Origin of the sequence: Microbispora sp. H10830 (genome assembly GCF_014161375.1) — a bacterium.
Taxonomy (GTDB): domain Bacteria; phylum Actinomycetota; class Actinomycetes; order Streptosporangiales; family Streptosporangiaceae; genus Microbispora; species Microbispora catharanthi.
Window position 1 is genome coordinate 317,224 of the sequence record NZ_JABBWX010000004.1, and the last position, 12,726, is coordinate 329,949.

General features: G+C 73.3%; 12 protein-coding genes. 9 read left to right on the plus strand and 3 right to left on the minus strand.

Translation table 11 applies throughout. The features are described from left to right. Nucleotides 1-5: 5 nt before the first annotated feature. The 6 genes from HHX35_RS13845 (at nt 6) to HHX35_RS13870 (ending at nt 8,181) form a co-directional block, all read left to right on the plus strand. Complete coding sequence (locus HHX35_RS13845) at nt 6-1,016, plus strand: acetamidase/formamidase family protein (protein WP_259405034.1); 1,011 nt, start codon at nt 6-8, stop codon at nt 1,014-1,016. A gap of 804 nt (nt 1,017-1,820) precedes the next feature. Then, nucleotides 1,821-3,929, plus strand: a complete 2,109-nt coding sequence (gene fusA, locus HHX35_RS13850) for an elongation factor G (RefSeq protein WP_182899219.1) — start codon at nt 1,821-1,823, stop codon at nt 3,927-3,929. Between the two features lie 144 nt (nt 3,930-4,073). After that, a complete protein-coding gene (locus tag HHX35_RS13855; RefSeq protein WP_182899220.1) occupies nt 4,074-4,616 on the plus strand; it encodes a PadR family transcriptional regulator in 543 nt (180 codons plus the stop codon). Then, nucleotides 4,613-5,512, plus strand: coding sequence for an ABC transporter ATP-binding protein (locus HHX35_RS13860; protein WP_182899221.1), 900 nt, complete (start codon nt 4,613-4,615; stop codon nt 5,510-5,512). The genes HHX35_RS13855 and HHX35_RS13860 overlap by 4 nt, the downstream gene beginning before the upstream one ends. Before the next feature lie 2 nt (nt 5,513-5,514). Further along, a complete protein-coding gene (locus HHX35_RS13865) occupies nt 5,515-7,290 on the plus strand; it encodes an FtsX-like permease family protein (RefSeq protein WP_182899222.1) in 1,776 nt (591 codons plus the stop codon). A gap of 81 nt (nt 7,291-7,371) precedes the next feature. Beyond that, entirely contained in the window at nt 7,372-8,181 is an 810-nt protein-coding gene (locus HHX35_RS13870; RefSeq protein WP_182899223.1) for a S9 family peptidase, read from the plus strand. 48 nt (nt 8,182-8,229) lie between these two features. Here HHX35_RS13870 and HHX35_RS13875 read toward each other — a convergent pair whose 3' ends face one another. Continuing rightward, entirely contained in the window at nt 8,230-9,453 is a 1,224-nt protein-coding gene (locus HHX35_RS13875; RefSeq protein WP_182899224.1) for a saccharopine dehydrogenase family protein, read from the minus strand. 113 nt (nt 9,454-9,566) lie between these two features. Here HHX35_RS13875 and HHX35_RS13880 point away from each other — a divergent pair, with 113 nt between their 5' ends. Further along, nucleotides 9,567-10,289: a TetR/AcrR family transcriptional regulator gene (locus HHX35_RS13880; RefSeq protein ID WP_182899225.1), complete on the plus strand. Its 723-nt coding sequence runs from the start codon at nt 9,567-9,569 to the stop codon at nt 10,287-10,289. A gap of 188 nt (nt 10,290-10,477) precedes the next feature. Next, complete coding sequence (locus tag HHX35_RS13885) at nt 10,478-11,458, plus strand: threonine/serine dehydratase (RefSeq protein ID WP_182899226.1); 981 nt, start codon at nt 10,478-10,480, stop codon at nt 11,456-11,458. Here the strand turns inward: HHX35_RS13885 and HHX35_RS13890 are convergent. Continuing rightward, the gene (locus HHX35_RS13890) at nt 11,379-11,933 is read right to left on the minus strand and encodes a TauD/TfdA family dioxygenase (protein WP_310739078.1); all 555 of its coding nucleotides are present in this window, start codon (nt 11,931-11,933) and stop codon (nt 11,379-11,381) included. The two genes, HHX35_RS13885 and HHX35_RS13890, sit on opposite strands and share 80 nt — an antisense overlap. Then, a complete protein-coding gene (locus HHX35_RS45125) occupies nt 11,930-12,403 on the minus strand; it encodes an ATP-binding cassette domain-containing protein (RefSeq protein ID WP_220505370.1) in 474 nt (157 codons plus the stop codon). The genes HHX35_RS13890 and HHX35_RS45125 overlap by 4 nt, the downstream gene beginning before the upstream one ends. Between HHX35_RS45125 and HHX35_RS13900 the strand changes: the two genes are divergently transcribed. Then, complete coding sequence (locus tag HHX35_RS13900) at nt 12,402-12,698, plus strand: hypothetical protein (protein ID WP_182899227.1); 297 nt, start codon at nt 12,402-12,404, stop codon at nt 12,696-12,698. The genes HHX35_RS45125 and HHX35_RS13900 overlap by 2 nt on opposite strands. Nucleotides 12,699-12,726: the final 28 nt, after the last annotated feature.

Sequence of the window (12,726 nt, forward strand, 5' to 3'; positions counted from 1 at the left end):
AGCACATGATGACGGTGTCGTACGACCTCGATCCCGACGCGGACCCGGCGGGCCTGACCTACACCTTCGGCGGCGCCGCGCCCGTGATGTCGATCAAACCGGGCACGGCCCTGTCCACCTGGACCCGCGACTGCTTCGCCGGCCGGGTCAGGTCGGCGAGCGACCGGGTCTCGGAGGTCTGCGACCCGCGGTTCATCAACCCCCAGACCGGCCCCTTCTACGTCGAAGGGGCCGAGCCCGGGGACACCCTCGCCGTCCACTTCGTGTCCATCGAGCCGAGGGAGGCGCGCGGCGTCAGCACGACCGTGCCCTTCTTCGGCGCGCTCACCGGCACCGGCACCACCGCGCTGCTGCACGAGGCGCTGCCGGAGCGCACCTGGATCTACGAGATCGACCGGGATGCCCGCCTCGTCCGCTACAGCGCCCTGGAGTCGCCGTACGAGGTGGACCTGCCGCTCGACCCCATGCACGGAACGGTCGGCGTGGCGCCGGCCCTGGGCGAGGTGCGCAGTTCGCTCGCGCCGGGCGACTGGGGCGGGAACATGGACACCCCGGAGATGCGCGCCGGGACCACTTGCTACCTCGGTGTCAACGTCGAGGGCGCGCTGTTCTCCTTCGGCGACGGCCACGCGCGCCAGGGCGAGGGCGAGACCTGCGGGGTCGCGGTCGAGACGGCCATGGACACGGTCGTGATCGTCGACCTGATCAAGGGGACGCCCTGTCCCTGGCCCCGGCTGGAGAGCGACGACTTCATCATCACCACCGGCTCCGCGAAGCCGCTGGAGGACGCGTTCCGCATCGCCCACGCCGAGCTCACGAAGTGGCTGGCCGCCGAGACCGGGCTGTCGACGCTCGACGCCTACCAGCTCGTCTCGCAGGCGGCGCTCACCCCGGTCGCCAATGTCGTGGACACGGTCTACACGATGACGGCCAAGCTGCCCAAGGCCGTCCTGAAGGGCGCCGCCCCCATGGGCGGGACGCACGCCCGGCTGCGCGCCATGGCGGCCGCACTATGACGGCCTCGCGGCCGCCCGTCGGATCATTCGGTCCGACCAAAAGCGGCGACACCGCCGTCATCTGACGCACCACGCACCACGCTCCCGCCCTGCTCGCCCGACCGCGTCAGGCGAGCAGGGCGACGGTGTCGGTGCCCATGCGGCGAGCGGTGCGCGGCGAGCGAGGCGGCGGCCGGGCAAGCGCCCTCACCACCCCGTCGCGGGCGTCCCCGGTCACCGCTACGCCGTCGCCTACGGCCCGGCCACCGGCGGCTACGCACAGGAGTAGAGCCGCTTGCGCGGACCCCCGCCCCGGCAGAGCGGAAAACCGCTTTCCGGCTCGGGGCGGTTTCCGTACACTCGCCACTGATCATGCGCGCCGCCACGGCGCGGCGCGCGCCTTGACCACGAGAGGGGAGTTGACCGTGCGCCAGCACATCGCGGTCGTCGTCCTCCGGTCACGGTACGAGGTGATCCTGGTGTCTACGTCGCTTCCCGGTGCCCGCCGCGCGGCCGGCACCGGACGTTCCTGACGAACCCCGCACCCCTGGCCGTGTGGCCGCTCCGTGCTGCTCTCTGCTGCCCTGTGCCGCCCTGAGCCGCTCTGTGCCGCTCTGTGCCGCCCTGTGCTGCTCTGTGCTGCTGTGTGCCGCGTAGGCCCGCGCGCCGATTCCCCGTGCCCCGCTCCGCAGGTCGTCCGCCGGTCTCCCCAGCGGTCCTGCCACCGCGTCGCCCCGGGGGTCGCCGCCCGGCCTGATCCGGCCGGTGCTTCTCGTCAGGCCAATCGCGCCCGCCACCGCAGGAATCTTCCCGAAGGGCATGGCCATGCGCGCCGACCTGAACCGCACTCACCTCGTCCCGCTGACCGGCATCCGCAACCTGGGCATCCTCGCCCACGTCGACGCGGGCAAGACCACCGTCACCGAACGGATCCTCTACCTCGCCGGCGCCGTCCACCGGCGCGGCGAGGTGCACGAGGGGACCACCGTCACCGATTTCGACCCCCTGGAGCGCGACCGCGGGATCACCATCTTCGCCGCGGCCGTGAGCTGCCTGTGGGACGGCCACCGGATCAACCTGATCGACACCCCGGGGCACGTTGACTTCTCCGACGAGGTGGAGCGGTCGCTGCGGGTGCTCGACGGCGCGGTCGCGGTGTTCGACGCCGTCGCCGGCGTGGAGCCGCAGAGCGAGTCGGTGTGGCGGCAGGCCGACCGGTATGGCGTGCCGCGCATCGCGTTCGTCAACAAGATGGACCGCGCCGGGGCCGACCTCGACACGGCGGTCGAGTCGATCCGCGAGCGGCTGCTGGTCACCCCGCTGGTCGTCCAGTCGCCCATCGGGCGGGAGGACGGCTTCACCGGCGTGGTGGACCTGCTGCGGATGCGCTCGCTGGTGTGGGACGCCGGCCGTGACACGGTCACGGAGGGCCCGGTGCCGGAAGCCCTCGTGGACGAGGCCCGCAGACGCCGCCGCCTGCTGGAGGAGACGGTGGCCGAGCTCCATCCGGCGGCGCTGGAGGAGTTCTGCTCCCGGCCGGAGATCTCGACGCCGACCCTGACCGCCGCCCTGCGCGACCTGACCCTGCGTGGCGAGGCGGTGGTGGTGCTGTGCGGGTCGGCGTACCGCAACCGGGGTGTCGAGCCGCTGCTGGACGCCGTCGTCGCCTACCTGCCCGCACCGTCCGACGTGCCGCCCGTACGCGCCGCGTGGGACGGGCCCGAGCAGGAGCGGCCCGAGCTGGAGCGGCCCGCCGATCCGGCGGCGCCGTTCGCCGCGCTGGTCTTCAAAGTGCAGGCCGCTCCCACCGGGCGGCTGACCTACCTGCGTGTGTACTCGGGGACGATCAGGAGAGGAGACGTCGTGCTGGACGCCGGCGCCCGGCGCACGGAGCGGATCGGGCGCATCCTTAGGGTGCAGGCCGACCGGCACACCGAGACGGACCGGGCCACGGCCGGGGACATCGTCGCGGTGGCCGGGGTCAAGGCGGCCCGCGCCGGAGCGACCCTCTGCGCTCCCGAAGCGCCGTTGATCCTCGAGCCGCCGGTCACGGCCTCGCCGGTGGTCTCCGTGGCCGTCGAGCCGCGCGGGAGCGGCGACGCCGACCGGATCGCGACCGCGCTGGCCCGGATGGCCGACGAGGACCCCTCGCTGTCGGTCCGCACCGACCCCGAGACGGGCCAGACGGTGCTGTCGGGGATGGGCGAGTTGCACCTGGAGGTCGCGGTGGAGAAGCTGCGCCGCACCCACGGGCTCGACGTCGCCGTCGGACGGCCCCGGGTCGCCTATCGGGAGACGGTCGTCCGCGGGGTGTCCGGGCTGCTGTACCGGCACGTCAAGCAGGACGGCGGCGCCGGGCAGTTCGCCCACGTCGTGCTCGACGTGGAGCCGCTTCAGCACGACGCCGGCTTCGTGTTCCGGTCCACGGTCACCGGCGGCCGGGTGCCGCGCGAATACGTCGGGGCGGTGGAGGCCGGCTGCCGGGACGCCCTCGCCGAGGGCCCGCTCGGAGGTCATCCCGTGACCGGGCTGCGGGTCACGCTGACCGACGGTGCGACCCACCCGAAGGACTCCTCGGAGATGGCGTTCCGCACGGCCGGGCGGCTCGCGCTGCGGGAGGCGCTGCGTGCCGGTGTGATGGCCCTGCTGGAACCGCTGGCCGAGGTCACGGTCACCGTGCCCGACGACGCCGTCGGCGGAGTGCTGGGCGACCTCGCGGCCAGACGCGGCCGGGTCACCGGTTCGGCGGCGCGGGCGGGCATGCGGGCGGGCACGCGGGCGGGCACGGTCGTGGTCACCGCGACCGTGCCGCTGGCCGAGCTGTTCGGGTACGCGACCCGGCTCCGCGGCCGGACCCAGGGCAGGGGCTCCTTCACGAGCCGCCCCGCGGGCTACGCCCAGGTGACCGGTACGGCCACGGGCCTGACGCGGTAGGCGCCTCGTCGCGGTCCCGCCCGCGCCTCGGCGCGGGCGGGGCCGTTCCCATTCCTCTCGCGAACCGGGTCCGGGTGCACGGGGCCGGTTGACGCCCATTTGGCTAACCGCTATCTATTGAGGGGTCGCAGAGGAGGGTGGCCCGTGCAGGACGTGGTGCTGGCGCTGCTGTCCAAGGAGCCGTCGCACGGGTACGACCTGCGTCAGCGGTTGGTGACCGCGCTCGGACCGCTGGGCGAGACGCTGAACGCGGGGCAGATCTATGTGACGCTCACGCGGCTGGAGAAGGCGGGCCTGGTCGTCCAGGAGCGTGAGGACGCCCCGATGCGCGGCCCGCGGCGCAAGGTGTACGCGCTGACCGCGGCCGGGCAGGAGCGGGTGGCCGCGTGGATGGCCGAGAGCGCCGGGCCCAGAGCGGATGTGACGGAGTTCCATCTGAAGCTGGTGGCCGCCGCGGAGTCGGGCCTTGCCGACCCGCTCGCGCTCGTGGACGCGCGGCGGCGGGAGCTGATGCGCAGCCTCGCCGAGGCCCAGCGCGCCGCCCTCGCTCACGACACGGTCTCGGAGGCCGGACTGCTTCTGGAGGGCATCGCGCTCCGGCTGCAGGCCGATCTGCGCTGGTTGGAGGCGTGCGAGCGGGCCTGGTCCGCCCGCGTCCCACGCGGGGAAGGCGAAGGAAACGGATGAAGACAGTCGTGCCGAGAGGCAGGGGCAGGGGCAGGTCGTCGCGGAGTGACACGGGCGACAGCCCGCGCTCGGGACCAGCCGGCCTCCGGCCCGCCGAGGCGGCCGGGCCGGCGTTGCGGACGGTCGGCCTGACGCGCGTGTACGGGGAGGACGAGAGCCTGGTGTGGGCCGTCGACGGCGTCGACCTCGATGTCCCCGCCGGGCAGACGCTCGCCGTGACCGGGCCCAGCGGCTGCGGCAAGTCCACGCTGCTCCAGCTCCTCGGCGGGCTCGACCGGCCCAGTGAGGGCGAGGTGTGGCTCGGCGGCCTGCGCATCGACCACCTCGGCGAACGGGCGCTGGCCCGGCTGCGGCGCCGCTCCGTGGGGTTCGTCTTCCAGGCCTACCACCTGATGCACGAGCTGAGCGCGGCGCAGAACGTCGAGCTGCCCGCGCTGCTCGCCGGCGCCTCACCGCGGGCCGCCCGCCGCCGTGCCGCGGAGCTGCTCCAGCAGGTCGGGCTCGCCGGCCGCGCCCGGCATCTGCCCTCCGAGCTCTCCGGCGGGCAGCGGCAGCGGGTCGCCGTCGCCCGCGCCCTGGCCAACGATCCGCTGGTCGTCCTCGCCGACGAGCCCACCGGCAACCTCGACAGCGCCGCGACCCACGACATCCTCCGGCTCTTCGACGAGCTGCGCGCCGCCGGCCAGACCCTGGTCATGGTCACCCATGACGAGCGCGTCGCCGCCACGGCGGACCGCGTCGTCTCCATGCGCGACGGGACGCTGGCAGACGACACCCGCCTCGACGGCGACGGCCGCGGCACGAGGCACACCCACGGCCACGGCGGCGGTCGCGGCGGCGACACAGGGCTCGGCGGCGGCACAGGGCTCGGCGCGCTGCTGCGCTGGGAGGACTGAGCATGGGACACCTGCTGCTGACCTGGCGTCTGATCCGGCACGACGTGCGCCGCCGCCCCGCCGAGGCCCTCGTGTTCCTGATCGCCGTCACCCTTGCCATCGTCTCCCTGACGCTCGGACTGACGGCCCGCAACGCCCTGGCCACGGCGTACCTGAAGACCCGCGCGGCCACCGCCGGTCCCGACATCACCGCCATCACGACGGACACGGACCCGTCCGGCCTGGCCGGACGTCTCGCGGACACGCCCGGCGTGGCCGCGCAGGCCGACCCGATCTTCGCGTTCGACACCACCATCCGGGCACACGGCCGGGCCGCGCACTCCTCGGTCGAGGGACGTGACAGCGCACCGTCCGCCGTGGACCGGCCGCTGGTGACCTCCGGGACCTGGGTGCGTCCCGGCGGCGCCGTGGTCGAGCGCGGGTTCGCGCAGGCACTCGGCGTGCGCGTCGGCGACCGCGTCACCATCGTCAAGCGCGGCTATCCGATCGTCGGGATCGCGATCAGCGCGGCCACCCCGGTGTATCCGTGGAGCGACTGGGCCCAGGGGCCCGGGCCGTCCGACTACGGCGGCAGGATCTGGCTCACCACGGCCGACGCCCACGCGGCGGCGGGGCACACCCCCGGTGTCCACCTGATCCACCTGAAGCTGACCGCCCCTGCGGATCCCCACCGGTGGAGCGCCACCGTGTTCACCGACGACCGCAGGGGCGACTCCTGGGTGAACACCCACAACTGGCAGACCGTCCTCGAAACGGACGCCGTCATGATCAGGAACATGCAACCCGCCCTGGTCGTCGGCGGCTGGCTGCTCGCCGCGGCCGCGCTCGTCACCCTCGCCGCGCTCGCCACCGCGCGCGCCGCCCGCGACAACCGGCGTGCCGCACTGCTCAAGGCCGTCGGCGCCGGCCCGGGCACCGTCACCGCCGTACTGCTGGCGCCGCACCTGCTGCTGACCTTCCTGTCCACCGCGCTCGGACTGACCGCGGGGACGCTGGCCGCGCCCCACCTGATCGATCCCAGCGCCGGGCTGCTCGACACCGCCGGCCCTCCGGACTCCGTCACCGTCTTCGCCGCGGTCTTCCTCGCCGTCGTGGTCGCCGTGACCGGTGCGCTCGGTCCCGCCGTACGCGCCGCCCGGGGCAGCACCGTCCAGACCCTGGCCGACCCGGCGCACACGCTCACGCGCCGCCCGCGCCTGAACGCCGTGACGGCCTACCTGCCCACCGCGCTGCTGCTCGGCGTCCGGCTGCTCGCCCGCCGGCCCGGCCGCGCCGTCCTGGCCTCCGCCGGCACGGCCGCCACCACCGTCATGGTCACCGCGCTGCTCACCTTCCACGCCGAACTCGACGCGACCCCCGCCGTCAGGCGGTTCGGCCCCCTCGAAGTGCGGACCGACCAGACCGGCCAGGTGCTGCTCGCCGTCACCTTCGCGCTGGTGGCGCTGTCCACGCTCAACACCGTGCTGCTCAGCTGGGGCACCGCCGTGCAGGCCCGGCGCGCCCTGACCATCACCCGTACCCTCGGCGCCACTCCCGGCCAGATCGTCGCCGCGCACTGCGTCACGCAGCTCCTGCCCGCGGTGCCCGGAGTGGCGGCGGGCATTCCGGTCGGGCTCGGCCTGTACTGGTTCTTCGCCACACCGATCACGCCCCCGGGACCGTGGTTGCTCACCGCCGCGCTCGCCATCCTGCTGGCAGTCGCGGCGCTGACCGCGCTCCCCGCGTGGGCCCACACCCGCGAGCCCGCGGGGCGCGTCCTCAACGCGGAAGCCGTGTGACGCCCCTCCGGTGACGGGAGCACTGCGGACGAATCCGGTAGCCTTTGATCGTACCGATCGGTTCGATCTCTGTGAGGACGGATGACCCCCGAGATTCCCGCGGCCAACGCCGCCGTGACGTTCGACAGCGACGGCGAGACCCTGCTGGGCGTCCTTCACCTGCCGGCCGGGCCGGGACCGCATCCGGTCGTCGTGCTGCTGCACGGCTTCCCGGGGCACGAGCGCAACTTCGACCTGGCCCAGCATCTGCGCCGCGCGGGATACGCCGCCCTCGTCTTCCACTACCGCGGGTCCTGGGGCGTCGGCGGCTCCTGGTCGTGGGCCGGCGCGCTGGAGGACGCCGCCCGCGTCGCGGCCGCCGTACGTGAGCCGGGTTTCGCCACCGCGCACCGCCTCGACCCGGACCGGCTGGCGCTGACGGGGCACAGCTTCGGCGGCTTCGCCGCGCTGACGACCGCGGCGGCCGACCCGGGCGTCAGCGCGGTCGCGTCGGTGTCGGCGTTCGACTTCGGCTCTGTCGCGGTCGCCTGCCGGGAGGACGCGGCGCTGCGAGCGGCGTACGTCGAGGGGTTCGGCGACGACCTGCTTCCCCTGAGGGGGACCAGCGGCGCGGCGCTCGTGGACGAGATGATCGAGGCGGGCGAGGCGTGGAGCCTGTCCGCGCTCGCCCCGAAACTCGCCGATCGGCCGGTCCTGCTCGTCGGCACGGCCGGGCGCGACACCGTCACCCCCGCCGCCGAGCACCACGATCCCGTGGTGGCCGCCTACACCGCTCATCCGGTGCCGCTCCTGGAGCACCGCGTGCTCGTCACCGACCACGCCCTTTCCGATCAGCGTCTCGAACTCGCCGAGACCGTCCGCGGCTTCCTCGACCGGCACCTCGGCCGCTGAACGCCGGCAGACAACGATCGCCGCGCCCGTCGCGGCGGAGTGCCGGGCCTACTGCTCCCGCAGGCCCCACGGGGTGCCGTACGCGGTGAGCAGGTCGAGGAACGGCCGGGGCGGCAGGGCTTCCGGGCCCAGGACGCCCCTGCCGGACCAGACGCCGTCGGCCATCAGTTCGAGCGCCACGACCGGGTTGACGGCGGTCTGCCACACCACCGCCTGGGAGCCGTACTCGCGCATGGACCACTGGTTGTCGACCACGTGGTAGAGGTAGACCTCACGCGGGCCGCCGTCCTTGGTGCCCTTCACCCAGGTGCCCGCGCACGTCTTGCCGCGCATGCGATCCCCGAGGGTCGCCGGGTCGGGCAGGCACGCCGCGACCACGTCGCGCGGGGAGACCTTGACGGCGGCACCGCCCCCGGCGACGACCCCGACGGGCTCGGTGCGGTCCAGCCCCAGCAGATGCAGGGTCCGCAGCGTGTCGATGAACTCCGCGCCCAGCCCGTACTTGAAGGTCACCCGCTCGGCGTCGATCCAGCGGGGCACGAGCAGGACCTCCTCGTGCTCGACGTTGACGCACTCGACCGGGCCGATGCCCTCGGGGAAGTCGAACACCTCCGGCTCGCTGAAGGGCGGGGTGGTGAACCAGCCCCGGCCGGCCTCGTAGACGACCGGCGGGTTGAGGCACTCCTCGATGGTGGTCCAGATGCTGAACGAGGGCGCGAAGTCGTACCCCTCGACGGTGAGGTCGGCGCCGTCGCGGATGCCGATCTCCTCGATGTGGTCGAACAGTTCGTCGGCGGCGTATCGGGCGAAGACGTCCGACAGCCCCGGCTCCACCCCGATGCCGACCAGCGCGAGCCTGCCCGCCTTCTCCCACTCTGCGGCCATCTCGAACTGGGCGTCCCCCAGCTTGACCCCGCACGCCTCGTGCGGACGCTCGGGATGCGGCCGGGACAGAGACATCGCCATGTCCAGGTAGTGGACGCCGGCCGACAGCGCCGCCCGGAACAGCGGCATCACGAACCGCGGGTCGGTGGCGTTGAGCAGGACGTCGCAGCGGTGCTCGGCCAGCAGTGCCGCCACCGCGGCCTCGTCGCTCGCGTCCACCCGCCGGGCACTGAAGCGCGCGCCCGCCTCCCCCAGCGCGCCGACGGCCGCCTCGGCGCGGGACAGGTCGTAATCGGCGACGACCATGTGCTCGAAGAAGGATCGGCGGGCCGCGATCCGGGTGATCGCGCCGCCCACCCCACCTGCGCCGACGAGCAGAATACGCATGACAAAACTCCCTTTTCGGGACAAAGACACCTTTGATGCACACGATCCAACGTCACCACCGCGTGAAACGTCAATGGTGTTGGCATAAGGTGGCCGCGGGAGAGGAGAGCGCAATGCCCAAGCCGGTGATTTCCGAGTCGGCGCGCCGGCGGCGGCGCCCGACGAAGAACGGAGTCGTTCTCTCTGAGGACCTGATCGTGCGGACCGCGCTGCGCATGCTGCGTGAGCACGGTTCCGCCGGACTGTCCGTACGTCGGCTCGGCATCGCACTCGGCGCCGACCCCAGCACGCTCTACCGCTACTTCGCCGGCATCGACGATCTGACCCTGGCGATCGGCGACATGCTCATCGGCCGGGCCATGGACGGCTGGCACGGCACCGGCGACTGGCGCGCCGACCTTCGCGAGCTGGGCCTGCGCATCCACGCCGCCTACCTCGAACACCCTCAGGCGGCGGTGCTGACGGCCAGCCGCATCAGCGGCAAGTCCCACGAGATCGCGGCCGACGAGGCGATACTCGGGCTGCTGCGCGGCGCCGGTTTCCCCGACCGTGCGGCGGTCCGCGTCTACCACGCCTTCATCGACATGACGCTGGCCTTCGCCGCGCTGGACGCGGCGTCCCTCGCGCTGCCGGAGCAGGCGCGCAGGGCGGACGAGGAGATGTGGCAGGCGACCTACGCCCGCCTGTCCCCCGCCACCCACCCCAACATCGCGGCGGTCGCGCCTCTGCTGGTGGCCGACATGAACGACAGCGCCTACCCCGCCGCCCTGGACATGCTGCTCGCCAGCGCCGCGCCGTGGGACTGCGAGACAAACGGCTCTGCCGGCGACGAATGAAGACGTGCGGCTGAGGGGCACGGGCGGCAAGGCGGGATGTACGCCGCGAGGCCCAGCCGTGTCAGGTGGCCGGGCTCCCGGGCGCGCGAAGAGTCCGGCGGACGGCGTCGCGGAGCCAGTGGTGGGCTCCGACCTGACACGCCGCCGCCCGAGTGGAACAGCGTCCGGCCGCGCTAGGCTGCTGTGCCGTGCAGGAGACGCGCCTCGACACTGCCCGGATCCGGGCGGCTCGCCGGGTGATCGACCCGATTTTTCTCGACACTCCCCTGTACCGCTGCGAGGCGCTGGAGCCCGGCCTCGGCTGCACGGTGAGCATCAAGCTCGAAACGGCGAACCCGGTCCGCAGCTTCAAGGCCCGCGGCACCGAGGTGATCGCGAGCATGCTCGCCGACAACGGCTCGCGAGCCGTGGTGTGCGCCAGCGCCGGCAACCTTGGCCAAGCCCTCGCCTGGTCCGGTCGCGGCCGGGGACTCGACGTCACCGTCGTGGCGTCCCGCTTCGCGCCTGCGGCCAAGCTTGATCGCATCCGGGCGCTGGACGCCAGGTTGGAGCTGGTGGACGGCGACTTCGACATGGCCCGCGAGCGGGCGGCGGCCGTCGCGCGGTACGACGGCATCCGGCTGGTCGAAGACAGCCTGGACATCGAGACCTGCGAGGGCGCGGCGACCATCGGCCTGGAGCTGGTGGACAGCGTGCCGTCGTTCGACGCCGTCCTGATCGCCCTCGGCGGCGGGGCGCTGGCCACCGGCGTGGGTCATGTGGTGAAGGCCTGCGCGCCCGACGTCGAGGTGATCTGCGTCCAGCCGGTGGGCGCACCGGCGATGACGCACTCCTGGCGCCAACGGCGCGTCGTCACCACCGACTCGACCGACACCATCGCTGACGGCGTCGCGGGCCGGCGCCCCATCCCGGCCGTCCTGGACGACCTCCTCCTGGTCGCCGACGACGCCGTCCTGGTCCAGGAGGCATCGATCACGGCCGGTATGCGGCTGCTCCTCCACCACGCCGGCCTCGTCGTCGAACCGTCGGCCGCGCTCGGCATCGCGGCGATCCTCGAAGACCGCGACCGCTTCGCCGGCCGGCACGTGGTCACCATCGTGTGCGGCAGCAACGTCGATGTGGACGCCTACCACCACTGGGTCGGCGCGGCTCCCATTCACAGGTCGTGACGATTGCTCTCGCAGGTCGTCCTTGGTCAGGTGACGGAATGGGTCGCCGTCCCGCCGCCCGGTCACCCGTTCGTACGGCGGGGCCGAAGGGGTGGTCGCCGCGGAGGGTGATGCGGTGCATCACGCGGTGCGCGTCGCCGTAGTCGCGGTTGGCGTAGTGGGCGGTGCTCCGGTTGTCCCACATGGCGACGTCGCCGGTCCTCCAGCGATGGCGCACGATGTGCTCGGGCTTGGTGAGGTGGGCGTAGAAGGCGGCGGCGCGTACGGCGTGGCCGACCTCGGCGCGGAGCGCGGCGTACTCGGGAAGGGCGCACAGTTCGTCCGGTTCCACTCCGGTGCGGGGGAGGTCGACGTCCAGGTCGAGCGCGATCCGGCCCGGCCGGCGGGTGAGCACGACGACGCGGCTGCCGAGGAACACGACCTCCTCGACGCTGTGGGTGACGAACACCGACGTGCGGCCGGTCTGCGCGCTCACCTGGCGCAGGTCCTCCTGCAGGCGCTCGCGGGTGAGCGCGTCCAGGGTGCGAACGGCTCGTCGAGCAGCAGCAGCGGGTCGCCGCCGGCGAGCGCCCTGGCGATCGCCACGCGCTGCTGCCGCCCTCCCGAGATCTGCCAGATCCTGCGGTCCGCCACGTCGTGGAGGCCCACCCGTTCCAGCAGCTCGGGCACCCGGCGGGCACGTTCCGCACGGGGCACACCGGCGTAGCGCAGGGCCAGCTCGACGTTGCCGCCCACGGTCTTCCACGGGAACAGGCGCGGCTGCTGGAAGACGATCCCGGCGCCCCTGCCCGGGCTCGGCGCCGCCGGTCCGCACGGTGCCGGAGGTGGGCCTCTCGAAGCCCGCGACGAGGCGCAGCGGCCACCTCCCCAGCCAAGCCGGATGTCATAGTGACATTTATCGTCTAAATTGTCAGAAAACTCATCCGCGGAACTGGGAGCAGACATGTGGCTGACGGTCCTTCTGAGCTTCTTCGCCGGCGTCTTCGCGGCGAACGCGACGCCGCACTTCGTGAAGGGGATCACCAAAGAGGGATTCCCTACGCCGTTCGGCTACGGGCCGCTGGTCAACGTGGTCGCGGGCTGGGGGATGTACCTGATCGCGGCCGCGCTGACCGCGACCGCCGGCGTGGGCGCGCACCCTCTGCCCGCCGCCGTCGCGGGAGCGGCCGGCGTCCTGATCATGGCCGTATTCCACGCGCGCGTCGGCGCCTTCGGCAAGAAGCCCCCGACTGCCGAGTGACCGTCCGACCAGGGACGGCGCCTGGGCC

Bases quoted from the DNA above. Each gene is read 5' to 3' on its own strand.
- HHX35_RS13845 (WP_259405034.1), top strand. From the start codon at position 6: ATGATGACGGTGTCGTACGACCTCGATCCCGACGCGGACCCGGCGGGC.
- fusA (WP_182899219.1), top strand. From the start codon at position 1,821: ATGCGCGCCGACCTGAACCGCACTCACCTCGTCCCGCTGACCGGCATC.
- HHX35_RS13860 (WP_182899221.1), top strand. From the start codon at position 4,613: ATGAAGACAGTCGTGCCGAGAGGCAGGGGCAGGGGCAGGTCGTCGCGG.
- HHX35_RS13865 (WP_182899222.1), top strand. From the start codon at position 5,515: ATGGGACACCTGCTGCTGACCTGGCGTCTGATCCGGCACGACGTGCGC.
- HHX35_RS13870 (WP_182899223.1), top strand. From the start codon at position 7,372: ATGACCCCCGAGATTCCCGCGGCCAACGCCGCCGTGACGTTCGACAGC.
- HHX35_RS13875 (WP_182899224.1), bottom strand. From the start codon at position 9,453: ATGCGTATTCTGCTCGTCGGCGCAGGTGGGGTGGGCGGCGCGATCACC.
- HHX35_RS13880 (WP_182899225.1), top strand. From the start codon at position 9,567: ATGCCCAAGCCGGTGATTTCCGAGTCGGCGCGCCGGCGGCGGCGCCCG.
- HHX35_RS13900 (WP_182899227.1), top strand. From the start codon at position 12,402: ATGTGGCTGACGGTCCTTCTGAGCTTCTTCGCCGGCGTCTTCGCGGCG.
- HHX35_RS45125 (WP_220505370.1), bottom strand. From the start codon at position 12,403: ATGTCTGCTCCCAGTTCCGCGGATGAGTTTTCTGACAATTTAGACGAT.